Origin of the sequence: Streptosporangium sandarakinum (genome assembly GCF_050942225.1) — a bacterium.
Classification (GTDB): domain Bacteria; phylum Actinomycetota; class Actinomycetes; order Streptosporangiales; family Streptosporangiaceae; genus Streptosporangium; species Streptosporangium nondiastaticum.
Map to the genome: position 1 here is coordinate 190933 of NZ_CP192034.1, position 23200 is coordinate 214132.

Here is a 23200-nt window from a genome sequence, read left to right on the forward strand (position 1 = left end):
CCGTGCCCCTATCTGAGACGGCGCCGCTCCCCGGAAACACGGCCGGGAACGGTACGGCGCCCGGGACCGGGACCGGAACGGACCCCAGGGCGGACCCCGGAACGGCGGCCGAGACCGGTACGGCGGCATCGGGCGGGCCGGTGACAGGGACGTTGCGCGGGCTGGGTGTCGGTCCCGGGCGGGCCGCGGGCAGGGTCTTCCGGATGGCGGGCCCGCCCCCGCTCCCCGCCCCGGTCCGGGGCCGCGACCCCGACCGGGAGCGACGCGAGGCGCTGCGCGCGCTGGCGGCCGTCGCCTCGGAGCTGGAGGCCCGGGCCGAGGCCGCGCCCGACCCGGCCGCGAGCGCGATCCTGGAGGCGCAGTCGTTCATCGCCGCGGACCCGGGCCTGCTGGAGTCGGTGGAGGGGAACGTCGCGGCGGGGATGGACGCCGCCCACGCCGTCGACGCCGCCTGCGCCGGTTACCGGGAGGCGCTGCTGGCGGCCGGCGGCCTGATCGCCGAGCGCGCCGCCGACCTCGACGACATCCGCAACCGGGCCGTCGCCGAGGTGCTGGGCCTGCCCGTGCCGGGCGTCCCCGATCCCGGCCACCCGTTCGTCCTCGTCGCCGACGACCTCGCCCCCGCCGACACGGCGGGACTCGACACCGGCACCGTGCTCGCCCTGGTCACCGAGCGGGGCGGGCCGACCAGCCACACCGCGATCCTCGCCCGAGCGCTCGGCCTGCCCGCCGTGGTCTCCTGCCCGGGCGCCACGCGCATCGGCGAGGGGACCTGGGTGTCGGTCGACGGCACCACCGGGGAGGTCCGTACCGGCATCGGGGAGAAGGAGGCCGCCGAGATCCGGCGGCGCGCCACCGCCGACCGTCGTCGGCGGGCCGCGAGCGGCGGCCCCGGCCGGACCGCCGACGGCCACCCGGTCGAGCTCCTGCTCAACATCGGCTCCGCCGCCGACCTGAGACCGGAGGTGGAGGCCGAGGGGGTGGGGCTCTTCCGCACCGAGTTCCTCTTCCTCGACCGCAGGGAGGCCCCGGGCTTCGACGAGCAGGTCGCGGCGTACGAGGAGGTCTTCCGGGTCTTCCCGGGCGGGAAGGTCGTCATCCGCACGCTCGACGCGGGTTCGGACAAGCCGTTGCCGTTCCTCGGGGCGGGCCGGGAGCCCAACCCCGCGCTGGGCGTGCGGGGGCTGCGTGTCGCGCGCGGGCGGCCAGCCGTACTCGACATCCAGCTCGACGCGATCGCCGAGGCGGCCCGGCGACGCGGCGCGGAGCCGTGGGTGATGGCGCCGATGGTCTCCACGGTGGCCGAGGCGGACGACTTCGCCGCGCGGACGCGGGTGCGGGGGATCACCCGCGTCGGTGCGATGATCGAGGTTCCGGCCGCCGCGCTCCGGGCGGACCGCCTGCTGGAGCGGCTCGACTTCCTCAGCGTCGGCACCAACGACCTCAGCCAGTACGCCTTCGCCGCGGACCGCCAGCACGGAGAGCTCGCCGACCTGCTCGATCCCTGGCAGCCGGGGCTCCTGCGGCTGGTCTCCGAGTGTGCGCGGGCCGGGCGGGCGGCGGGCAAGCCCGTCGGGGTGTGCGGGGAGGCCGCGGCCGACCCCCTCCTGGCGCCCGTGCTGGTCGGACTGGGCGTCACCAGCCTGTCCATGTCGGCGCCGAGCGTCGCACTGGTCCGGGACGCGCTGGCCCTCCGCTCCCTGGAACGCTGCCGGAACGACGCCCGGACCGCCCTGGAGGCCGATGACCCCGCGCGGGCCCGGCAGGCGGTCGCCGCGAACGGACCGTCGTGACGGTGGACGGTCATCGCGGACTGACCATGGTGACGGTGGACGGACCGTCGTGACGGCGGGCGGTCATCGCGGGTGGACCGGCGTGACCGCTCGGGAGGCTCCGGCATGACCCACCCACGCGCGGAGCCTTCGTACCCGGTCAGCCGGTCGCCCGGTCGTCCGGTCACCCGGTCGGCCGTGGCCCCAGCGGGAACGTGGCGACGGTGCGCCAGGAGCCGGGCTCCTGCGAGCCGCTGATGAGCAGGACGTTCTCGACCGCGGCCGGGATCGGCAGGTGCGCGGAGACGGTCCGGGCGGCGCGGTCGAGGACGTGCCCGGGGGCGTCGTGCCCGACGGTCAGGTGCGGCACCGTGTCGGTGTGGGCCCCCTCGTAGGGTGGTGCCTCCGGAAAGCGCCGCCACACCGCGGCGGTGAGGTCGCGGAACGGGTGATCAGGCCGCGGGGCGAGCCACACGACCGACTCGCCGAACCAGGCGACGTGGGTGAAAGAGACGTCGAAGCGCGGTACGGCCGCGATCGTGCCGGTGAGGGCGGCGAGTACCCGGGAATCGATCCGCTCGGGCGGAAGGAACGGGTAGAGCACCGTCACGTGGGCCGGCACCCCCCAGCCCGCTGACACGTCGAGCGTCGCCCGGAAGGGGCCGACCGCCTCCTCGGCCTCGGGTATCGGGACGATGAGGGCGGTCTGGGTCGGCTTCACGCCCCCAGTTTCCAGCGACGGAGTACGGCGATCCACCCATTTGCCGCGTCCACCGCCGGAGCGGACCGCCGGGTCGGGTCCTGGCCGGCTCCCGACCCCCGTGGCTCCCGGCTTCGGCCGATGGCGGTGGTTCTCGCCCGGCGCGCGGGACCGATCAGGCCGTCCGGTGCCGCCGGTGGACGGGTCTCCCGATGAGCATTGAGCGCTGCGGTTCCTTCCGCCGGGGGCCAGGGGCTACGGGATCCGGTCCCCCGGCCACGTCAGCCATGTCCCCGCCAGGAAAGCTCCGAGCCCCACGAGGATCACCGCGATCGACAGTTCGTACGGCATTTCCATCAGCCCCATGCTCGGCCCGAGGGCGAACGGGAAGACCGACATCAGCAGTTGCCCCCGCCCGTAACGGCGAGGGTCGAGGCCGGCGCGTCGGCGGAAGAGCAGGCGGGGGAGCCGGCCGGTCACCAGCGAGTAGACCCCGGACGCGACGTTGAGGCATCCGGCTCCCAACAGGATCCACTGTGCCGCGCCAAGGCCCATCGAGATCAGCTCCTCCGCCGTTCACACCGGACGATACGGGCAGGCGCCGTGGCCGTCACCTCACCGGTGGGAACAGGACGTGGTCCGGACCCCATCACGTCCCCCCCGCGGGGGGACAGCGGGTCCGCCGCGGGGGTTACCTCCGGCATTCCGGTGGACGATCACCCGAAGGATCTTTCAGACTTCTCTGCAGATATCAGTGGGATGAAAAGGGCTCGGCGCTGTCAACCGGACGTCCTCATGCCTCGTCTCTCCTGTGCCCCTCTGTCACGACAGGAGATGTCTTGCGCATCCGTCCCGCTCTTTCGGCCGTCGCCGTGGCCGGCGGCCTGGTCCTGCTCTGCCCACCGGCGCACGCCGCGGCCTCCGAGGCGTGGCAGGCGGTCTCAGAAGTACGGCAGGCCACGGTTCTCGCCACCGACGTCGTCGAATACCGGTGTGAAGTGGCCGCCAGCCGGGAGAAGCAGGACGTCAGGGTCAGGGTCGAGATGGAGATGCCGTCCGACGCCAGGGTGAATGTGCAGACGACCATCCGGTGGCGCGGAACCTACGCCGACGAAACCGGTGTGCTGAGGGTGCCCGACGTGGGGCTGCCCATCGGGACCAAGCTGTACGCGTACGCCTCCATCAGCGGGATCGAGAACTTCACCTCCGCCACCGGGACGAATGACCTCGCCACGCCCAGAGCGGGCCAGGCCCTCCAGTTGCCGGAGGGATGGGTCTCCCTGAGGACCACTCCGAGGAACGCGGGCACCGCGACGGTGAGGCCGGCCACCATCAACTTCGGTACCGATTCCGACAAACAGCTGATTCACTGCAAGGTCCTGAACGCCGATGCCCTGAAGACCTACTCCCTCCCCGTCGCCTCAGAGAACGGGCAGCCGGCCGACCCGACTTCGACTCCGGACCCGACCGATTCCGCCCCGGTCTCCCCGACCCTGGATCCGACACCGGACCCGACGCCCGAACCGACCCCCACCGTCACGGTCACCACGGTCGACCGGTCGGCGGACTCCGGCCCGGAGGCCCCGGAACCGGCGGTCGTGGCGGAGGAGGCGGTGGAGCAGGTCGGAGGGGTGAACGAGACCCCGTTCGGAGCGGCCGCGACCGGAGGCGGCGGTGAGGCCGGCCCCGACGCGCGGACGTTCGTGGTGGCCGGTTTCCTGCTGACCCTCACCGCGGGCATCGGACTGCGGTCGCGTCGCCGTGGCGTCCTCGACGGGTGACCCGCTCCGGCGCCGGTCCCCGTCCGCGATGCGCGAGCCGCGGCGCGTCGGCGGTTCTGGGCCGTACGGCTCCGCCGTCCGGCGTCACCGCCGCGGCGGCTCATCCGGGGCGGATGCCGCCAGGCGGTCGGCGAGGCGGTCGAGGCCCCCCTTGATCATCTGGCCGTAGCCGTCGTCGCCGAGTGCGCCCACGGCGGCATGGCCGCGAGCGAGGTGGTCGCGGGCACGGCCGAGGTCGCCGAGCCGGTGGTAGGCGTCGGCCAGGTTGAGATGCAGGGAAGGGTAGAGGCCACTCGCGGATCCGATGACACCGGCCTGGCGCGCCCGTTCGTCGGTGATCAGATCCGCGGTCTCCAGGGCGCGCAGATCCCAGAGCAGTTCCTCGCGCACGTCGTCCTGGACGTCGGCCATCGAGTGGGCGAGGGCGCATCTGTGCATGGGATCGCCGCCCGCGCCGATCTCATCCCACAGGCCGGAGAACAGCAGGCGGGCCGCTTCGCGCTCACCGCGGTGGCCCAGCTCGATCCCCTGACCGATCCTGGCCATCATCGCGTCGGATCCGGTCATGTGGCGCCTCCTCCTCGCCGTCTTCCCGGTGGACGGCGTCGTCCGGACATCATGCCAGCGGTGCGGATGACGCCCGCCGGTCGATCGTCCGGAGGCACGTCAGGGCCGCGGGTCCGTGGCCGGAGCCGCGCGGGCGGGGTCCGGTGGAGTCGGCGTTTGTTGCGGGGCTTCCTGAGCACCTCGGTGAAGCCGTACCGGGAGCGCGGGACGTGTGACGCGTTGGGAACGCCGGAGCCTCGGCGGCGGCACGGCGGAGGGGTGCCGGTGGCGCCGGTGCCGTGCCGTACCCACCTCGGGGCAGGGGATCGATGCGCCTCAGGGCAGGGGGTCGATCGCGATGTGCTGGTCGTACTGGGAGAGTTCCCCGCCGCGGTCGGTCAGGATGGGCCACTTGGTGCTCCGGGCGCACCAGACGGCGTGTCCGGCGGTGATGTCCCGCGAACCGTCGAGGATCTCCGCGATGTCGCCCACCTTCCCGTAGGTGAAGTCGTCGACCACCACGCCGGGCGTCGTGACCAGTTCGAACAGCTCGACCTGGGTGGATATCGGGGAGATCGACAGCACGGCCGCGAGGCTGGTGGCGGGGATGCATATCCCGCCGCCGCGGAACAGGCACATGGCGGCGATGCTCCGCGAGTACTCGGTCTTCGCCACCGCGATGTCGATCAGGGCGCTGACGTCGAGGACGCGTCCAGGCAGCATGATCAGCTCCTCCGTACTCGCCGGATACCGATCTGTCCCCACTCGGTCTCGGTCAGCTGCTCAACGCCGAGGGCGTCGGCGGCCCGGTCGAGGTCATCGCGGTGGAGGTTCCAGCGCTGCATCAGCGTGATCACCTGCGGCTTGTTGCCGATCTCGCGCTGCAGGGCGGCGTTGACCACGTCCGAGATCCTGCTGCCGGTCGCTCGTGCTTTATGAGAAAGCGCCTCATAGGCTGCTTTATCCAGCTCTATCGTGATAGAGGTGTCGGGGTCTGGGGGAATTACTCTTTGTTGCACCTTTCTGTGGTGAAGATGTGCCAGCCACAGGGGAACGGGCTGCGACTCCTGCATGGTTACATCCTGGTCGTCGGGTTTTGGCGTATCGGGGCTTTTGCCGTTTCGCCAGTCCGGTAGGGGATGGGCCATACATCTGACATTAGCTGTGAAATCTGCTGATGGCAGCACCCTCCTTACGGCCCGCTGGCCGGCCACCGGAACAAAAAGGGCGGAGCCGGACGCCCCCGGCAGGGCGTCAGGACTCCTGCGCGGGTGGCGCGGAGGTGGGATCGGATGACGGCGCGGCCGGATCCCGCCCCGGGTCCCGAACGGAGCCCGACGGTGGCGAAGAAGGGTCGGGCGCCGGGGTGAAGATGTCCGGGGTGGCACCGGACGCCGGGGTGGACGCGGCCGGGTCCGAGGTCGGGCCGGTCCGCCTCTCGGACGGATCCGCCGGGTCCGGGGAGGGACCGTTCGAGGAAGGTGCGGAAGAAGGGTCCGCCGGATTCGAGGAGGGGCCGGCGGACGGGTCCGCCGGGTCCGGGGAGGAGCCGGGTACGGGATCCGGGGAGGGGTTCGCCGGATCCGCCGCGTCCGGTACGGCGACGCCGCACAGCCCCGCGCCCCGCCGTTCCAGCGCGATCTGGTCGGCCGTCTTCGTCCGGTACTCCTCCCGCTCCTCCGGTGACGGCGCGTACCGCCACGAGCCCTCCTCGAAGCGGAACCCGAAGCCCGTCGCGGTGCCGGACCGGATCGCCTGGACCGTGGCGTCGTCGCCGTGGACCGTGACGGAGTCGATGGTGAACGCGGCGCCGCCGGACGGCAGGCCGGTGGACGCGGGATCGGCGGAGGGATCGGCGGGCGGGGCGCCGGTGGACGTGGCACCGGTGGACGTGGCGTCGTCCGTGGGCTGCGGGCACAGCCGGAACAGCCGGATGTAGTCCTCGCGTCCGATCAGCCCCTTGGCGTCGGTGCTCCACAGGTCCCAGAAGTCGCCGTAGGAGCCGCTGGAGTAGGCGTCGAGAACGGGCTGGACGCTCCGGCGGACCTCCTCCTCGGAGTGCGCGGCCCCGCCGGTGGCCGAGGCGCTCCGCATCGGGGCGGGCGGGTCGAGCACCGTCACCATGGTGACGACGGCGCCGATGACCAGGCCGACCGCCAGGAGTGCGATCACCGCCAGTCCCCGGGCCGTCTCGTCCGAGGGCCGGCCGTACCGCGGCGGGTAGCCCACGTGAGGTCTCCGGAGGGGCGGGGAAAGCGGACGGACGCGATCGTAACGCCCGGTGCCCGCGGCTGACCATGGGCGCTCACCGGCTCATTCCCGTCACCGTGCCGGGTCCGCCGGCCCCGATCCCGTTCCCGGCCCGTCCCGCCGGCTCCATCCGGAGCCGGCGCCTGCCCGGGGAACGCCACCGCCGATGCCCTCGGTCACCGCGGAGATTCCGGAGCCGGCGTCTGCCTGGGGAACGCCACTGCCGATGCCCTCGGTCACCGCGGAGATTCCGGAGCCGGCGTCTGCCTGGGGAACGCCCTCCCGTTCCGGTCATCCGTCCCAGAAACCGGGCGGAAACCGGCGAACAGGTCGGTGCGCGGAGCACGGAGGCCGGATAATGCGCCGGTGGGTGAGACGATCGGTACGGCCGCGGCCGTCTTCGCGGGGACCAACATCGACGACATCGTCATCCTGACGGTGCTGTTCCTGGCGTCCCGGGCGGGTGGCGCGCTCCGTCCCCGGCACATCGTCGCGGGCCAGTACGCCGGCATCGCCGCGCTGGTCGCGGTCTCCGCGGTGGCGGCGCTCGGCCTCGCCGCGGTGCCCGACCGGTGGGCGGGGCTGCTCGGGCTGGTGCCGTTCGGCATGGGGGTCTGGGGACTCGCCGGGCTGCTCAGGAAGGGCGATGACGACGGCGGCCCCGAACCGGTCGCCTCCGGCCCGTTCGCGGTCGCCGGGGTGACCATCGCCAACGGCGCCGACAACATCTCGGTCTACACCCCGCTGTTCCGGACGATCGGACCGGGCGCCGTCGCCGTCACCGTCGCCGTGTTCGCTGCCCTGGTGGCGGTCTGGTGCGCTGCGGCGTCGTGGCTCGGGTCGCACCGGAGGGTCATCGTCCTGGTGGAGCGGTCGGGCAGGTGGCTCGTGCCGGTGGTCTTCATGGTGATCGGCGCGGTCATCGTGGCGCAGTCCATGATTCCCTAAAAATGGACTAACCATCCGAATTTAGGACATTCCCCTCGGGGAATTACTTCACATGCGACAGCATTTGCGGTTCTACCGGCACCGTTGGTTCAAGGCATGGCTCGCCATGACGGCCCTGTCGGCCGCGCTCATCATCATGATGGAAGCGGTCGGCAACCACGCGGTCAGGCCCGCCGCCTTTTTCTACGGCGCCGCCGCGGGACCGATGGCCCTTCTCGTCGCCGTCCACGACCGGACCGGAATCGGCACCAGCGTCCCGGGAGTCACGCTGGTGGGAATGTTCCTGTTCGGGGGAGGCGTCGCCCTGCTGCTCGGCGGATACTTCGACTCCCTTCTGATCCCCGACGGCGCGAGCCTGGACATCCTGCGGGTCGGCTGGATCGAGGAGCCGGCCAAGCTCGTCCCGATCCTCGCGCTCGCACTCACCGGCCGCCACCTCACCAAGGCGGCCGGGGTGGCGCTGGGCCTGTCGTGCGCGACCGGCTTCGCCGTCATGGAGTCCATGTCCTACGCCTGGAAGAACGTCGACAAGGACAGCGCCGTCGGGGCGGGCGTGGTGCTGTTCACCCGCGGGCTCACCACCCCCTTCGGGCACCTCGTCTGGACCGGGATGGTGTGCGCGATCGCCTTCGAGGTCTGGCACCTCGCGGGGCGGGTCGTCTTCACGGTCACCATCGCCTGCGCGTTCACGGTCGCCGCGACGCTGCACTCGATCAACGACGGCCTGCTCGTCCTCGACGTCCCGGCGCCCGTCCGGCTGCTCTTCCCGGTCGTGGCGGCGGTGAGCTACTGGCTGTTCCACCAGGCCACCGGCGATCTGTCCCCGCGGGTGCCGGGCGGTGCCGCGGCGCTCGCCGTACGGATCACGATGCCTCCGGGGCTGCGGCCTCCGGCCGGGGAGTTCGCCGTACGGATCACGGCGCCGCCCGGCCTGCAGCCTCCGGCCGGGGCGCCACCGGGCCGGTCCGCCTGACCGCGCCACCGGCGTCCGGCCGCGCCGTACGCCGGTCGGGGCATCGGCGTGTCCGGCCGCGCCGTGCCGGCTCAGAGCCGGCTCAGAACCTGCTCAGAGCTGGGACAGCAGCCACCGGGGGCCCGCGACCAGGGCGCCCTCCGCGGTGACGCGCTCGCGCAGCTCCCGGTCGGCGGTGACGACCAGGACGCGCTGCCAGCCGGGGACCTCCCGTACGGCCCGCACGACGGCGTCGTCGCCGCTCCCCGGGGCGGCGACGACCGAGACCCCGGGAACGGGCGCGACGTCGCGGGCGGCTCCCTCGACGACCATGGTGAAGCGGGGGAACCACCGTTCCAGGGCCGGCAGGGGCGCGGGCACGTCCCGCACACCGCACGTGCCGAGCGCGGCGACCTCCGAGACCAGCCTGGCGGCGGCCCCGGCGCGGTCCCTCCACCAGCCGTGCTCGGCTCGGGCGCCGACGATGTTGGCGACGTCGAGGACGACCGTGAGCGGGGCGAGCGCCAGGCCGATCACGGGCCAGGTCGCGGCGAAGCCGGGATGCAGGTTCCCGGAGGGGATCGTCTCGGGGGTGAACCAGCGCAGCGCGACGCTCTCGCGGTTGGCGGGGAACGCCTCCAGCAGCCCGGTGGCCTCGGCGATGACGGTCGCGAAGGACCAGGCGCCGTGGTCGTCGAGGTATATGCCCTGGACGCGGAGGTCGTCGCCGTTCAGTCCGGCCTCCTCGCGAGCCTCGCGGAGCGCGCCCCGGACGGGATCCTCGTGGCTGTCGAGGGCGCCGCCGGGCAGCGCCCAGGTGCCGCCCTGGTGGCTCCACGCGGCGCGCTTCTGCATCAGGATCCGGGGCGTCCCGTCATCGTCGTGATGGACGGCGAGCAGGCCGGCCGCGTGGTGCAGGCCCCAGTGACGGTGGCCGAGGTCGCACCGGGCCCACCCGTCGCCGTCACCAGCAGCCATGGCTCCCATGATGCCCCAGGCGAGGGGGTGCTCACCGCGCCGGTCCGGGACCGGCGCGGGGTCACCCGGGACATGTCGGACCGTGCGGGCCGTGCGGGCCCGGCGGTGTCACGCGGGCCGTACGGCCACGCGCGGCGTCACGCGGGTTGTACGGTGTTGCGCAGGGCGGCGACCGTGAGGCCGAGCCCGTCGGCGGAGGCCCGGTCGAGGGCGGCGGTCAGCGTCTCCACGTACGTGCCGCTCGCCGCCTCCTTGCGCGACCGGCCCTCCTCGGTGATCACCGTGTAGACCCCGCGCCTGTCCTTGGCGCACAGGCTGCGCCGGGTGAATCCGGCGGCCTCCAGCCGCCCGACGAGCCGGGTGACCGAGCTCTGGTTCAACCCGAGCAGGTCGGCCAGCTCCTGCATGCGCAGCTCGCCGTCGTGCGCGGTGGACAGGTGGCACAGCGCCCGGTACTCGGACAGGCCGAGCCCGTGGCGCTGGAGCGCGACGGAGAGCTCGTGCTCCACCCGCGCGTGCAGCCGCACCACTCCGATCCACATGTCGTCGTCGATCATCATGGGGCGGCTCCCTCCTCGGTGTTGACGCTCACCCTACATGTATGCACAGAATATGCATGCACAAACAAATGAATGAAGGAGTGAGTACGGCATGGCCTGGATCTACCTGCTCGTCGCGGCCGTCTTCGAGGTGGTCTTCGCGCTGGCGACCAACGCCACCGAGGGCTTCACCCAACTGGGGCCGTCACTGCTGACCGCCGCCGCGGCGGCGGGCGGGATCTTCTTTCTCAGCCTGGCCCTCAAGACCCTGGACGTGGGCGTGGGCTACACCGTCTGGACCGGCATCGGCTCGGTCGGCACCGTCGTCTTCGGCACCCTGATCTTCGACGAGCCGGTCAGCATCTGGAAGGCGCTGGCGTTCGTCCTCATCATCGGCGGGGTGCTCGGCCTGAAGCTGGCCGACCGCCTGTCTCCGGCCCGGCCCGCCGCCTGAGCGGCCTTTTCCGCCTTCCGGATTCCATCCCCCGGGTCTTCCGTCTTCGGATTCCACCCCCGAGTCCCATCAAGCCTCCTCCGGCACCTCCCTCACCCCTCAACGGCCCTCGAACCCGTGCAAGGAGCATCACCGTGGCCTGGATCCATCTGTCCGTCGCAATCGTCTTCGAGATCGGTTTCGCGCTCGGCACCAACGCCACGCGGGGTTTCACCCGCCTGTGGCCCTCGGTCTTCACCCTGCTGTCCGCGGCCGGCGGCATCTTCACCCTCAGCCTCGCGCTCCGGACTCTCGACGTGAGCGTGGGATACACGATCTGGACCGGCATCGGCTCGATCGGCACCGTCATCCTCGGCGCCCTCATCTACAAGGAGAAGATCACGCCGGCCAAGCTCGTGTCGTTCGCCGCCATCATCGGCGGCGTCATCCTGCTCAGGATCGCGGCCGGGGCGTGAGAGGCGACCGCGTCCCACGTCCCGCGTCCGGGGCGTGGGACGTCACCGTGTCCCGCGGCGGGGTCCCCAGGATGGCGGCAGGGACCCCGGACCGGCGGCGGAGACCTCGAAACGGTGGCGAGAACCCCGGAACGCGGGCGCCGGGATCCCTCGCGGTGACGGTCCCGACGCCGGAGCGCCGTCTCAGCCGCCGCCCTTGCTGAAGTGCTGGAGGTCCTTGGGGCCGCTCCAGTAGCCGCCCCACTCCCAGCCGAGCTGCTGGAACGCCTTGACCACCTTGTCCCCCGGATTGATCACCCCGGGCTTGTCCAGCGGGCGCTTGGCGAATTGGCGGGCGTTCTTGTGCGCCACGGAGCCGTTCGCGTACACGTAGGGGTTCTCGCGTGGGTTGAGGTCGATGGCCTTGCCGTAGGCGTGCTGGGACCAGTTGCTCGACCCGGTCGCCGCGCGGCAGTTGAAGGCCGAGGTGTTGCCGGCGTCGATCGAGGCGAAGTCGTCGCCCTTGTAGGCGTCGACGGGCACCATCTTGTAGATCGGCCATCGCCAGCCGTACAGGCGCTTGAAGATCGCGACGACGTCGTCCGTGACGCTCTTGTTCACCACGAGCCTGCCGGTGTGCGGCTTGTCGTCGAAGCCCCAGTGGGTCATCGTGACCATCCGCAGGTCACTGACCGGGACCGGGCAGCCGGGCCGCCAGGAGTAGGGGAGCTGGTCGCGGGTCACCTTCGAGACCTTCGCCGAGAACTCCGGCGGGCCGGTCGGGCTCGGGCTCGCCGAAGGGCTCTCGCTCGCCGGGGCGCTCTCGCCCGGGGTCGCGCTCGTAGCCGGGGTCGGGGTCGCGGCGACCCGCTCGGGTGTGGTGGACGGCGACCCGGACGTCGGGGAACCCGACGGCGGCGGCGCGTCGGACACGCCGCACGAGGCCGCCAGAAGGCAGCCGGCGGCCACGGCGACGGCCGCCCGGACTCGGATGGCGCCCGTCGCCTGGGCGCGGACGGCGGGCCGGGTGGTTGGCATCTGATCGCCCCCGTACAGAGGTTGAGACGGCGAGTTTCCGATGTAGCCAGCCTGCTACAAGAGGCGAGCGACCGCCGTGGCGGGGTCCGGTCACGGGGCTCCGGGTGAGTTCGCCGTGCTTGTGACGGAGTCCGGTCCCGGGTGTCCGGGCGGGCCGCCGGACTTCTTGGCCGAGCCTTTCCGTGGAAAACCTCGTTCCTGTGTTCGAAGGGACGCTACAGTCGGAGGCACTGGATCGAACACGGGTTCGGACGCTCGCTCGGGTGGCGTTCGCCCAGGTGGGAGGGGTGCGTCATGGCGATGCTCGCGACGCCGCCGGTGATCCGCACCCCGATCCGGCGGCCCGCCGTCCGCCGCCGCGCGACACGCCGTAACGCTTTCTACGGAAATCTACGTCGGCCGCTATATCCCGTCATAAAGTCCGAGAGCGTGGACCCCGTGCGCAATCCCTACGCCCCCGGTGCGGGGCAGCGCCCCCCAGAGCTCGCCGGGCGCGACCGTGAGCTGCAGCAGTTCGAGATCGTCCTGGAGCGGGTGGCCCGCGGCCGCCCGGAGCGCAGCATGGTCATCACCGGCCTGCGCGGCGTCGGCAAGACCGTCCTCCTCAACACCTTCAAGTCGATGGCCATGCAGCGGCTGTGGGGCACCGGGAAGATCGAGGCTCGGCCCGACCAGTCGATCAGGCGCCCGGTGGCCGCCGCCCTGCACCTGGCGATCCGTGAGCTGGCGCCCCGGCACCGCGCCCCCGACCGCATCGAGGAGTTCCTCGGCGTGCTCAAGGCGTTCGCGATGCGCGACCCGACCGCGGCCAAGGGCACCTCGCACTGGTCACCCGGAATCGACGTGCCCGCCGCCCGCGGCCGGGCCGACTCCGGTGACCTGGAGATCGACCTCACCGAGCTGTTCGTCGACGCCGCCGGGGTCGCCACCGACCTGGGCGTCGGCATCGCCCTGTTCATCGACGAGATGCAGGACGTCCAGTCGCCGGACGTCTCGGCACTCTGCGTGGCCTGCCACGAGCTCTCCCAGAGCGGCGGCCCGCTGATCGTGGTCGGCGCCGGCCTGCCGCACCTGCCCAGCGTGCTGTCGGCCAGCAAGAGTTACTCCGAGCGGCTCTTCCGCTACGCCCGGATCGACCGGCTCGACCGTCAGGCGGCCGACCAGGCGCTCATCGCCCCGGCCGAGGAGGAGGGGGTGGAGTTCACCCAGGAGGCGCTCGACGCCCTCTACGAGGCGGCCGACGGCTACCCCTACTTCGTCCAGGCGTACGGCAAGGTCGCCTGGGACGTGGCGCTGCGCAGTCCGATCACCGCCGATGACATCAGGGTCTCCGCGCCGGAGGCGGAGGCGGAGCTCGCGGTCGGCTTCTTCGGCAGCCGTTACGAACGCGCCACCCCCGCCGAGCGCGACTACATGCACGCGATGGCCGTCATCGGCGACGAGCCGGTCGCCACGGCCGAGGTCGCGGAGGGCCTGGGCCGCAAGCCGTCCAGCCTTTCGCCCGCCCGCGACAGCCTCATCAAGAAGGGCCTGATCTACAGCGCCGAGCGCGGCCTGATCGCGTTCACCGTGCCGCACTTCGGAAAGTTCCTGCGTTCCCAGCCCGTCTGAACATGTGTTCGATATACTGAAGGCAGGTCCTAGACCCCTATACGGCTCTCTAGTGGGGAAGCTAGAGAGCCGTATAGATCTCCATCGACCGTGCCCTAGAAAAATCTAGGGTTCTCTAGCCTCGCGCCGATACGGGGATAGATTCCGTCAGAGTTCCGGCGTCGACCGGCTGCCCGGCGGCGTCCACCAGCGCCACCCGCACCGCCGGGTGCCGCCCGCTCAGATAGACCGCGAAGACCACGTCCACCGGCTCGTCCGTACGGCTGCGCCCCGGATAGACGAAGAACCGCCAGCACAGCTCCCGCCAGCTGTCGACCGGTTCGCCGGAGGCCAGCAGCCGCTCGTGGGCCCGCCAGACCGTGCTGGCCCGCAGCCGGTGGAGCGCCTGCTCCGGGGGCATCGGCCGCTGCTCGCAGGGGGCACGGTGCCGGATCCGGGCCGCCGCCTCCTCGATCTCGGGAGACAGCGCGGCCAGCACCACCAGCCCCCCGGCCGCGGCCAGCGCGTCCGGCCACGTCATGGCGGTCAGCAGTGACCAGCCGGAGACCGGCGGGGCCCAGACGGTCCCGGTGGCCATGGCCGTCAGCACCGTCGTCCGGCCCAGCGAGCGCAGCCCCACCGGCGCGGCGCTGACCTCGCCGAAACAGCCGCATCCCACGTCGGGGCGCTGCCGCCGCAGCTCCCACAGAACATAGGTGGACATCGCGAAGAACCCGGCCGTCGCCCAGCGGAACACCGGGTGCCCGCTCGCCAGCAGGCCGGCCAGCAGGGCCGTCTCCCCGGCCGCGCAGACGAGCATGGCGGGTGCCCGCAGGCGGTCGGGCACCAGCACCGCCGGCCCGAGCCTGCCCAGCGCGCCCGGCTCGGCGTCGCCCCTGGCCGTCCACACCTTGGCGAGCGCGCCCGCCGCCAGCAGAACGCACAGCACCGGCAGCTGCGCCACGGCGATCATCGTCAGCGTCCACGTCATCACGGCGTCACCCCGGTCCGATCCGTGCGTTGAAGCATCCCTTGGTCAGGTCGCCGCCGAGCTCCACGAAGGAGGTGGCCGACAGCTCCACGATCCGGCCGCGCGGCGAGGTGCCGCACTCCAGGCACCGGTCGCAGAACCTCCCGGCCATGCAGCCGCACGCCGCCAGCGGCAGGGCCGAGGTACGGCCGGCGCACACGTTGCGCACGGTGAGCGTCGAGCCCAGCGCCAGGTAGGGCAGCCCGGTGCACGACACCCCGGTGTCCTGGCAGTCGGCGTCGGAACGCTCCAGCATGGGATAGGCCGCGCCCCGCTCGGCGTAGTCGAAGGCGTCCGACCAGGTGGCGGTGCCGGAGATCCGCGACTGCGTGCCGCCGTAGCCGGGCGGCGGCTTGGGCACCGCCGTCCACCGGTAGGGCGGCTGCGAGGTCGCCGGCAGCCGGGCCTTGGCCACGCCGTCCTCCCGCACGCCGATGGCGTCGAAGAGATAGCCCGGCTCGAACTTCGGGTGCCGGACGCGGAGCCGGCCGGAGGCGCCGTAGGGCACGACGATCGTGCGGTGTCCGCGGTGCGGCCCGCAGTACAGCTCCACGGTCTGGTCCCGGCTCTCGGCTCCGATGGACCGGATCACCCCGGTGATCCGGGTGATGTCCGCCCAGATCCGGTCCACGACCCGGCCGGACCGCAACGCCCTGATGATCACGTTGGCGCCCCGCGGCAGGTCCGCCGGGGCGACGTTCTCGCCGCGCCAGGCGGTCGCCCACGGCGCGATGACGAGCCGCTCGTGGCGTCCCTCGGGGGTCTCGATGAGGATCAGGTGCGGGCTGACGTCCAGGAGCTCGCCGGTGACCGCCTGGAAGACGTCGCCCTCGTCGGGGGCGGGATCCGGTTCGTCGAGGCTGCGGCCAAGCGCCGCCGCCGCCAGGATCCGGCGGCGGTCAACGCTGCGGTACGGCATCGGCACTCCCATGCTCCGGTGATGTCTCCGGAACTAGCCTCACACGACCGCCGGTGACCGGACGCCGTCTTCGGTCGTCGGAACCCACAGGACTCCGACCAGGTAGCAAAATTCCCATCCTCGATGCAATGCGTTACCTCCCGTAACGGGATGAAACCGAGCACGGCGCACGGGTACGCCGGAGTTCCCGCCGGGCTCGATTTTTGCCGTTGACCGTATGAAATATGGGTTCCGGTTCAGCCGGATCGGGGGCCAGGGCTGCGATTCTGGCGACTACAGCACCCTGACCGCAGGCTGGTGATCGCGGTGACCGGCGGGAACCACGAGGAGTTCCGCGAGTACGTCGTTGCTCGCGGCCCCGCGCTGCTGCGCGCCGCCCGTCAGCTGACCGGCCACCACAGCGACGCCGAGGATCTGCTCCAGGCGGCCCTCGCCCAGACCTACCTGGCCTGGGACCGCATCCAGGACCGCGCCGCCCTGGACGGCTACGTGCGGCGGGCGATGGTCAACATCAACATCTCCTGGTGGCGCCGGCGCAAGCTGGAGGAGTACCCGTCGGAGGACGTCCCCGAGCCGGCCCTCGCGGGCGTCCGCGCGCCGCTGCCCGAACGGGTGGAGCAGGCCCTCGACCGGCTGCCGACCCGGATGCGTGCGGCGATCATGCTGCGCTACTACGAGGACATGACCGAGCCGGAGATCGCCGAGACCCTGGGGATCAGCATCGGCACGGTCAAGAGCACGGTCTCGCGGGCGATGGCCAAGCTCCGCGGTGACCTCACGATCCCCGAGCAGCGCCGGTTCGGGCCGCGGTCCTGACGTCGCGGGCGGCGTCGGTGGCTTCGCCGTACGGCCGGAGCGTGTACGGCCGGGGTCCGTGTGGCGGGGCCCGTGCGGTGAGGCCGGTGCGGCGGGGGTCCGTGCGGCGGGGCGGCTATCCGGTGTGGTCCTCCACGCCCGCGGTGGCGCAGGGCCGTACGGCGTCGCGGATGACCCTGAGCGCGTCCAGGAAGGCGTCGAGCCGTGCGGGGGGCAGGAGGCCGGTGAACCAGGTCTCGATGTCGTCCAGGTGCCGCGGGACGACGGTGGCGAGTCGTTCGGCGCCCGCGTCGGTGATCGCGGCGTAGGAGGCCCGGCGGTCCTCCGGGCATGCCTGCCGGGCGACCAGGCCGTCACGTTCCAGCCGGTCGACGACCCTGGTCATGCCGCTGGTGGAGAGGCTCGTCTGGGCCGCGAGGTCGCTCATGCGCAGGCGTCCGCCGGGTGAGCGGGCCAGCCGGAGGAGCGTCTCGAAATCGATGTCCGACAGCCCCGCCGCCGCGAAGGTCGACCGGGTCTTCGCCGCCAGTCCGCCGTGGACCTCGGCGAGGAGGCCCATCGCGGTGAGGCGGGAGTCGTCAAAGGGGATCACTCCCTCACTGTATCCGACGGTAGTTGACGCAATGAATATTCCTCCGGTACAAATATGCTGACGCAAACATCCGCGCAGCAAGAGTCATTCGGGAGTAGATCATGAGCACTCGGACCTGGGAAGGGCTGCAGCTCCCCGCGGCCGGCACCTTCGCCCTCGACGCCGCGCACACCCGCGTCGGCTTCGTCGTGAAGCACATGATGGTCAGCAAGACCCGGGGCAACTTCACCGACTTCGCCGGCAAGGTCACGGTCGCCGAGAACCCCCTGGAGTCGTCGGCCGAGCTCACGATCCAGGCCGCGAGCATCAACACCGGCAACGCCGACCGCGACGGCCACCTGCGCAGCGGCGACTTCCTGGAGGCCGAGAAGTACCCCGAGGTCACCTTCCGCAGCACCCGGGTGGCCGGTCACTCCGGCGACGAGTTCACCCTCGTCGGCGACCTCACGATCCGCGACGTCACCAAGGAGGTCGAGCTCACCGTTGAGTACGGCGGCGCCGGCACCAACCCGTGGGGTCAGGACGTGTGGGGCTTCTCCATCTCGACCGAGATCGACCGTGAGGAGTTCGGCCTCACCTGGAACCAGGCCCTGGAGACCGGCGGCGTCCTGATCGGCCGGAAGGTCAAGATCGAGATCGAGGGCGAGGCCAACCCGGCCTGACCCGCCCGGGCGGGACGCCCGATCCCGCCCGCAGGCTTCTCCCGGGAGGGGAACCCGTGTCCGTCGGGTTCCTCCGAGGAGGGACGCGCCGCGCTCACCCTCCGGGAACCCGCATCCGTCGGCTCCCTTCGAGGATGAGCGCACCGCGCCCGCCCTCCCGGAGCCCGCGTCCTGTCGAGCGCCATCCGGGACCCCGCGTCCCGCCGAGCGAATCCCCAAGCCCGTAACCGCGCTGAGCTGGGAATTCGTTCTTCTGTCCACAGCTGTGGATCAAGTTTTCCACAGCTGTGGACGACCCTCGTCGACACGCCTCCCGCCGGAATTCCGGCGACTCCCCTTTCACGGACATTCCGCGGATCTTTCGCGGGCCCGAGCCTTTCCGGAGGCTCGCCCGCCAACCGCTTTGCCGCACTGCCTGATGGCCGGTACGCTGTTCTGAGCCACACGGCAACCAGGAGGCTTCGCCTAGTCAGGTCTATGGCGCCGCACTGCTAATGCGGTTTGGGTCTACAGCCCATCCGGGGTTCAAATCCCCGAGCCTCCGCAGGTCAGAGCCCCTCTCGCTATCTCAGCGAGGGGGGCTCTTTCGATCTTCACAGGTGCCGTGGTTGCAGTTTTGGTGGCAGTCGCTCCCAGGACTCACCCCAGAGCGCAGTCCCCATGCGCTCGCTCGCGTCCTTCACCTGGGAACCGGCGATGCGGGTGTACCGCTCAGTCGTGGTCACCCGGGCGTGACCGAGAATCTCCTGCACGACGCGGGTGTGGACGCCCCGCTCGACGAGTAGGGTTCCGGCGGTGTGGCGGGCGTCGTGAAGGCGGGCTTCCCTGATTCCGGCCTGCTTGAGGAGCGCTTTCCACACCTTGCGGTCCGGTGGGCGGTCGGGGTCGTGCTCATGGGCTTTGCACCGTAGCCTGCACGGCCAGTGGTGCCACTCCCTGCCACACTCCTGGGGATCGTCGCAGCCGTGCCACCAAGGGGACCCGCTGCGCCTGGTACCAGGCTTTGATCACGCCCGTTTCGGGATCGACGAAGGACCAGCGGAGGCCGAGCGCTTCGCCCTGGCGTATGCCGAGAGCCAGGACGACCGACCACCGGGCGGTGCTCCGCCCGCTCGGCGGCCGGGCATGTGGCCTGGGGACCGGTCCTGGCCGCCGGCAGCTCGGGCCACACCACCGTGCGCCCCGCTCGGCGTACCCGCCGAATCCGCCGATCAGAGCACCACACCGCCGTTTTCCGACCGGTCCGACAGCTACACGGCCGGTTCAACGTCCTTATCATCGCGCCGCCCGCTCCGCCTCCGCCAGGAGTGCACGACCGCGCCCGTCATGGGGATTATTCCCGCCAGCGACATGAGCACCAGGGTGCCATTCACCCAAGCCTGAGGCATCGGGCCACGAAATCCGGAGTACATAAAGACCAGACCGGCTCCCAGCCAGCCGCAATTGAGGAACGCACATACGAACCCGAGCCGAACCCAAAGAGATCTTCGCCATCCCATGGACTGAACCTTCTCATTGAAGTGCTTTGGACAAAAGCGCGCCCCCGGCGGGGGCCTCGGCTCCGGGATGATCGTCCGTACGTGAGCCATGTCCGTAGCCGGCTGAGGTGGGAGCCCGATCGTCCCGCCCGCCACGACCCAGGAAAGCCCCAGCAGCCCGGCTCTGCTGCTCAAGCCCGTCTGTGGCCGTTGGCATCCAACGATCGAGGAACGGCGACCGGTTCACGCACACGCGAAAACGGGCTTTGGCCAGACGAGAGAACCGGTCGACGCTCTACAGGAGGTTCAGCCCGCAGGTGGGCACACCATCGAAGTGCCGAAGACGACCTGGCTATTGCCCGGCCCCCTGGAGATCTTCGCGGGAGTGGTTCTGGCTGCACTTCTGGTTGCGGTTTCACGCCGTGTCAGGCGGTTCCAGAAGGACCGCTGAGCACCGCTGGTCCAGGTGGAACCGATCGGGAGGGGCAGGATCCGAACTGCCGACGCGGTTCGGGTCCACAGCCCATCCGGGGTTCAAATCCCCGAACCTTCACAGGTCAAGGCCCCTCTCGTCTCATCCACGAGAGGGGCCTTCGCGCGTGTACGGGTCAGGCGGACGCGCCCGCGTTCCTCGCGCCCTTCCTGGCCGACCTCCCGGTGCCTGTGGTCGCTACGGCGCTTCGTACAGGGTCGTCGCCTCCGGATCCACAGGACGGCTCCGCGCATGTGAGGGAGCTCTCAGCGCCACGACCTCCTGCGGTCCCGCCACCGGCCCGCCCGCGGTGACCGTCTCGGCGGTGGCTCACTCCGGATCCGGCAGATTCATCGACGCGAGCCTGGCCGGATCGGCCACGACCATGATGTCGGCGATCCGGCCGTCGACGACGGTGAACGCCATGACCGACAGGGGGGTACCGTCCTCGAGCCAGGACACGATCCCGGGAAGGCCGTTGACGAGCACCGTCCGTCCGCGCGCGGCCGACCGCTGACGCAGCCGCGCGCCGGAGGCGACCTCGGTGGCGCCGAGGACGACGACCACACCGCCGGGGGTGTCGACGGTCAGCCTCACCTCGGGGTCGAGCACGCGCAGCAACCCCTCGAAGTCGCCGCGGTGAGCCGCAGCCAGGAATGCCTGGACCACCTCGCGCTGCTCCCGCCCGGCCGCCGCCGGCCGCCCGGTTCCCCGCACCTTCCTGCGGGCGCGGCTGGCGAGCATCTTGGTGGCGTCGGCGGACTTTCCGAGGATCCGGCCGATCTCGTCGAACGGCACCGCGAACAGGTCGTGCAGCACGAACGCCAGCCGTTCACTCGGCCGGAGCGACTCCAGGACGACCAGGAGCGCGAGCCCGACCGAGTCGGCCAGCGCCACGTCGTCCTCCGGCGCGGGGCTGTCGTCGGCCGTCACGACGAGTTCGGGTAACCGGTCGTCGTAGGACGCCTCAGGGCGGGCCTGGCGCGATCGCAGGACGTCGAGGCTGATCCGGCCGACCACCGTGGTCAGCCAGCCGGCGAGGTTGTGGATGACCGCCGTGTCCTGCCGGCGGAGCCGCAGCCAGGCCTCCTGGACCACGTCCTCGGCGTCGGCGTGCGATCCGAGCATGCGGTAGGCGACCGCGCGCAGCCGGTCGCGCTGGGCCTCGAACGCCTCGTCCACCGGGCCCGCCGGGTTGGTGCCGGACATGTTGTTACCTCCCTCGGATCCACTCCGTCATAGGGGATGACGGGCCCGGACGGGCACAGGTAACCGATGAAGGAGCAAGGCCAATGGAAGCACGCATGAAGAGCCGGGTGAACGCCGACATGATGACGGCGATCCAGCACCTCCACAAGGCGATTCACGCAGGTGGCGCCGATCCGCTCGTGCTTGAACTGGTCCACCTGCGGATCAGCCAGATCAACGGCTGCAGCCCGTGCGTCTTCGCCGGGGTCGCGTCGGCCAAGAAGCGCGGAGAGACCGACGAGCGGCTGCACAACGTGGTCACCTGGCGCGAGACGCCCTTCTTCACCGAGGCGGAGCGGGCGGCGCTCGCACTGGCCGAGGCCGCCACCCGGATCCAGGACGGCGCGCCGGGCGTGACCGACGAGATCTGGGACGCCGCCGCCGCGCACTTCGACGAGAAGCAGCTGTCCGCGATCAACCTGCAGATCGCGCTGGCCAATTTCTTCAACCGGATCAACCGCACGATCCGGGAGCAGGCCGGCAAGACCTGGTGAGCCGACCGGGAAGCCCCCGATGGCGCCGTCAGGAAGCCGCGCAGACCCGCCCGCCAGAAGGAGGTGTGCTCACCGCGCATGGTCCGGCCCTTCGCAACCGTCAAAGGAGCTGAACCGATCTCATGCCGAGGGTGACGGCCGGATCCGGGTCGTTTCCGGGAGACCGGGGCCGTCCGCGCCCATCCGTCGGCACGGCGGGGAACCGGCCCCGCCGTCATCGACTTCGGCACCTCCGGGGTCGGTGATCCCGCCTGCGACCTCGTCGTGGCCTGGACCCACTTCGCCGGTGACGAGCGGAAGGTCTTCCGGGAGGCGGCCGGCCTGCCCCACGACGCCTGGCGGCGGGCACGCGGCTGGGCCCTGTGGAAGGCGCTGGTGACCATGGTCCGCTCGTCCGGCTCCGAGGCCGGGACTTCCAGAGTCGCGTCCTCCCTCAGGCCCTGGTGGACCCGGTCGCCGGCTGACCGGCCGCGGACGGCCGGCGGTGTCGCGGAGGGCCGGGCACACCGGACCCCTCCGCTTTCACCGCCGGCCCGCCGGGTCCGGCCGGACCGTGGGGGCCGGAAGCCCGCGAGGCGCTCCCGGCCCCCACGGAACGGACCTCGCTAGCAGGGCGCGATGGCGACGGTCACGTGGCAGACCGTCGCGGCACTCACCATCGGGACGGCGACCTCCGGGCACGTGACGGCCGGAGGACGCCAGGTGCCGGAACGCCCCTTGGTGACGGCCGCACTGGTCGTGCCGGGGTAGACGGTCGTGCCAGCCGTGCCGGTCGTGCCGGTCGTGCCGGAGTAGGTTGCCGTACCGACCGTGCCGGCTGTACCGATTGTGTCTGTCGTGCCAGAGCAGGCTGCCGTGCCGGTCATGCCGGAGTAGACAACTGTGCCGAAGGAACCCGCCGCGCCGGCCTGGCCGGAGGAACCGATCACGCCGAAGGAACCGCCGGTGTGCAGGCAGGTGGCGCCGGGGTACTCGATGAACCCGACGGCGCCGTATCCGCAGACCGGGCTGATGGACATCGGGAACGACCGCGGACGCTCGGCAAGCCACATGGCGCCTTCCGAGACGCCCGTCATCGGGCAGTAGGCGACGGATGTGGAGCTGGTGAGGTTCGGCGTGCAGCTCGCGTCCGGTACTCCCGTGAGAGCATCGGGCCCGACCGGTCCCCGTGGTCCCGCAGGTCCCGTGGGTCCGGCCGGACCCCGAGGCCCGGCGGGTCCTTGAGGCCCGGGAGGACCGGCGGCTCCCCGTGGTCCCTGCCCTGGCCCGAGAGCGGCCGGTACGCCGGCGGGCCCGACGGGTCCGGCCGGCCCCCGAGGTCCGGCGGGTCCGGTGAGTCCAACCGGTCCCGCGGGCCCGGCGGGTCCGGTGAGTCCCACCGGTCCGGCAGGCCCGGCAGGTCCAGCGGGTCCTTCAAGCCCGGCGGGTCCGGCGGGCCCGGGAGGTCCAGGTGGCCCGGGCGGTCCGGGGGGGCCGGGTGGACCGACGATCGATTCTCCGGGTCTGC

General features: G+C 71.6%; 26 protein-coding genes and 1 tRNA gene. 12 read left to right on the forward strand and 15 right to left on the reverse strand.

All coding sequences use genetic code 11. The features are described 5' to 3' along the window. The first annotated feature begins 140 nt into the window (after positions 1-140). On the forward strand, positions 141-1793 hold the full coding sequence (gene ptsP, locus ACQP10_RS00930) for a phosphoenolpyruvate--protein phosphotransferase (RefSeq protein WP_433540690.1): 1653 nt from the start codon (positions 141-143) through the stop codon (positions 1791-1793). Between the two features lie 163 nt (positions 1794-1956). Here ptsP and ACQP10_RS00935 read toward each other — a convergent pair whose 3' ends face one another. Together ACQP10_RS00935 and ACQP10_RS00940 are read right to left on the reverse strand one after the other, a co-directional pair. Then, positions 1957-2493, reverse strand: coding sequence for a 2'-5' RNA ligase family protein (locus ACQP10_RS00935; RefSeq protein WP_346018162.1), 537 nt, complete (start codon positions 2491-2493; stop codon positions 1957-1959). 234 nt (positions 2494-2727) lie between these two features. Further along, positions 2728-3027: a hypothetical protein gene (locus ACQP10_RS00940; RefSeq protein WP_433540691.1), complete on the reverse strand. Its 300-nt coding sequence runs from the start codon at positions 3025-3027 to the stop codon at positions 2728-2730. A 284-nt stretch (positions 3028-3311) separates the two neighbouring features. Between ACQP10_RS00940 and ACQP10_RS00945 the strand changes: the two genes are divergently transcribed. Then, the gene (locus ACQP10_RS00945) at positions 3312-4253 is read left to right on the forward strand and encodes a hypothetical protein (protein ID WP_433540692.1); all 942 of its coding nucleotides are present in this window, start codon (positions 3312-3314) and stop codon (positions 4251-4253) included. An 84-nt stretch (positions 4254-4337) separates the two neighbouring features. Here the strand turns inward: ACQP10_RS00945 and ACQP10_RS00950 are convergent, their stop codons facing one another. The 4 genes from ACQP10_RS00950 to ACQP10_RS00965 all read right to left on the reverse strand — a co-directional run bounded on the left by ACQP10_RS00950 (position 4338) and on the right by ACQP10_RS00965 (position 7028). Next, complete coding sequence (locus tag ACQP10_RS00950) at positions 4338-4820, reverse strand: hypothetical protein (RefSeq protein ID WP_433540693.1); 483 nt, start codon at positions 4818-4820, stop codon at positions 4338-4340. Positions 4821-5135: 315 nt separating this feature from the next. Then, entirely contained in the window at positions 5136-5522 is a 387-nt protein-coding gene (locus ACQP10_RS00955; protein ID WP_346018158.1) for a hypothetical protein, read from the reverse strand. Positions 5523-5524: 2 nt separating this feature from the next. After that, positions 5525-5947 (reverse strand): hypothetical protein, encoded by a 423-nt coding sequence (locus ACQP10_RS00960; protein WP_346018157.1) that lies wholly within the window; start codon positions 5945-5947, stop codon positions 5525-5527. A gap of 106 nt (positions 5948-6053) precedes the next feature. Then, complete coding sequence (locus ACQP10_RS00965) at positions 6054-7028, reverse strand: hypothetical protein (protein WP_433540694.1); 975 nt, start codon at positions 7026-7028, stop codon at positions 6054-6056. A gap of 387 nt (positions 7029-7415) precedes the next feature. Between ACQP10_RS00965 and ACQP10_RS00970 the strand changes: the two genes are divergently transcribed. Further along, positions 7416-7997 (forward strand): cadmium resistance transporter, encoded by a 582-nt coding sequence (locus ACQP10_RS00970; protein WP_346018155.1) that lies wholly within the window; start codon positions 7416-7418, stop codon positions 7995-7997. Positions 7998-8049: 52 nt separating this feature from the next. After that, positions 8050-8970: a PrsW family glutamic-type intramembrane protease gene (locus ACQP10_RS00975; RefSeq protein WP_433540695.1), complete on the forward strand. Its 921-nt coding sequence runs from the start codon at positions 8050-8052 to the stop codon at positions 8968-8970. 93 nt (positions 8971-9063) lie between these two features. On the opposite strand, the gene ACQP10_RS00980 is transcribed toward ACQP10_RS00975, so the two are convergent. Further along, positions 9064-9927, reverse strand: a complete 864-nt coding sequence (locus ACQP10_RS00980; protein WP_433540696.1) for an NUDIX domain-containing protein — start codon at positions 9925-9927, stop codon at positions 9064-9066. A gap of 137 nt (positions 9928-10064) precedes the next feature. Next, complete coding sequence (locus ACQP10_RS00985) at positions 10065-10487, reverse strand: MarR family winged helix-turn-helix transcriptional regulator (RefSeq protein WP_433540697.1); 423 nt, start codon at positions 10485-10487, stop codon at positions 10065-10067. Between the two features lie 91 nt (positions 10488-10578). On the opposite strand from ACQP10_RS00985, the gene ACQP10_RS00990 reads away from it, so the two are divergent. Further along, positions 10579-10920, forward strand: a complete 342-nt coding sequence (locus ACQP10_RS00990; RefSeq protein WP_179821179.1) for a DMT family transporter — start codon at positions 10579-10581, stop codon at positions 10918-10920. Positions 10921-11054: 134 nt separating this feature from the next. Further along, positions 11055-11375, forward strand: a complete 321-nt coding sequence (locus ACQP10_RS00995) for a DMT family transporter (protein WP_179821177.1) — start codon at positions 11055-11057, stop codon at positions 11373-11375. 183 nt (positions 11376-11558) lie between these two features. Here ACQP10_RS00995 and ACQP10_RS01000 read toward each other — a convergent pair whose 3' ends face one another. Continuing rightward, entirely contained in the window at positions 11559-12392 is an 834-nt protein-coding gene (locus ACQP10_RS01000) for a M15 family metallopeptidase (protein WP_433540698.1), read from the reverse strand. A 429-nt stretch (positions 12393-12821) separates the two neighbouring features. Between ACQP10_RS01000 and ACQP10_RS01005 the strand changes: the two genes are divergently transcribed. Beyond that, the gene (locus ACQP10_RS01005; RefSeq protein WP_179821173.1) at positions 12822-14003 is read left to right on the forward strand and encodes an AAA family ATPase; all 1182 of its coding nucleotides are present in this window, start codon (positions 12822-12824) and stop codon (positions 14001-14003) included. Positions 14004-14118: 115 nt separating this feature from the next. Here ACQP10_RS01005 and ACQP10_RS01010 read toward each other — a convergent pair whose 3' ends face one another. Together ACQP10_RS01010 and ACQP10_RS01015 are read right to left on the reverse strand one after the other, a co-directional pair. Next, the gene (locus ACQP10_RS01010) at positions 14119-14973 is read right to left on the reverse strand and encodes a MauE/DoxX family redox-associated membrane protein (protein WP_399498760.1); all 855 of its coding nucleotides are present in this window, start codon (positions 14971-14973) and stop codon (positions 14119-14121) included. A 7-nt stretch (positions 14974-14980) separates the two neighbouring features. Beyond that, positions 14981-15943: a hypothetical protein gene (locus ACQP10_RS01015; RefSeq protein WP_346018149.1), complete on the reverse strand. Its 963-nt coding sequence runs from the start codon at positions 15941-15943 to the stop codon at positions 14981-14983. A gap of 285 nt (positions 15944-16228) precedes the next feature. Between ACQP10_RS01015 and ACQP10_RS01020 the strand changes: the two genes are divergently transcribed. Next, complete coding sequence (locus tag ACQP10_RS01020; protein WP_346018148.1) at positions 16229-16747, forward strand: SigE family RNA polymerase sigma factor; 519 nt, start codon at positions 16229-16231, stop codon at positions 16745-16747. A gap of 115 nt (positions 16748-16862) precedes the next feature. On the opposite strand, the gene ACQP10_RS01025 is transcribed toward ACQP10_RS01020, so the two are convergent. Continuing rightward, a complete protein-coding gene (locus tag ACQP10_RS01025) occupies positions 16863-17339 on the reverse strand; it encodes a MarR family winged helix-turn-helix transcriptional regulator (protein WP_346018147.1) in 477 nt (158 codons plus the stop codon). A gap of 101 nt (positions 17340-17440) precedes the next feature. Between ACQP10_RS01025 and ACQP10_RS01030 the strand changes: the two genes are divergently transcribed. Together ACQP10_RS01030 and ACQP10_RS01035 are read left to right on the forward strand one after the other, a co-directional pair. Beyond that, a complete protein-coding gene (locus tag ACQP10_RS01030) occupies positions 17441-18001 on the forward strand; it encodes a YceI family protein (RefSeq protein ID WP_179821165.1) in 561 nt (186 codons plus the stop codon). 454 nt (positions 18002-18455) lie between these two features. Beyond that, a tRNA-Ser gene (locus ACQP10_RS01035) sits at positions 18456-18545 on the forward strand. Between the two features lie 49 nt (positions 18546-18594). Here ACQP10_RS01035 and ACQP10_RS01040 read toward each other — a convergent pair. Then, on the reverse strand, positions 18595-18861 hold the full coding sequence (locus ACQP10_RS01040; RefSeq protein WP_433540699.1) for a tyrosine-type recombinase/integrase: 267 nt from the start codon (positions 18859-18861) through the stop codon (positions 18595-18597). Positions 18862-20281: 1420 nt separating this feature from the next. Beyond that, the gene (locus ACQP10_RS01045) at positions 20282-21160 is read right to left on the reverse strand and encodes a sigma-70 family RNA polymerase sigma factor (RefSeq protein ID WP_346018146.1); all 879 of its coding nucleotides are present in this window, start codon (positions 21158-21160) and stop codon (positions 20282-20284) included. Positions 21161-21243: 83 nt separating this feature from the next. On the opposite strand from ACQP10_RS01045, the gene ACQP10_RS01050 reads away from it, so the two are divergent. Next, entirely contained in the window at positions 21244-21693 is a 450-nt protein-coding gene (locus tag ACQP10_RS01050; protein WP_433540700.1) for a carboxymuconolactone decarboxylase family protein, read from the forward strand. 216 nt (positions 21694-21909) lie between these two features. Beyond that, positions 21910-22302, forward strand: a complete 393-nt coding sequence (locus tag ACQP10_RS01055) for a hypothetical protein (RefSeq protein WP_433541864.1) — start codon at positions 21910-21912, stop codon at positions 22300-22302. Here the strand turns inward: ACQP10_RS01055 and ACQP10_RS01060 are convergent. After that, positions 22299-22712, reverse strand: coding sequence for a hypothetical protein (locus ACQP10_RS01060; protein WP_433540701.1), 414 nt, complete (start codon positions 22710-22712; stop codon positions 22299-22301). The genes ACQP10_RS01055 and ACQP10_RS01060 overlap by 4 nt on opposite strands. Between the last annotated feature and the right edge of the window lie 488 nt (positions 22713-23200).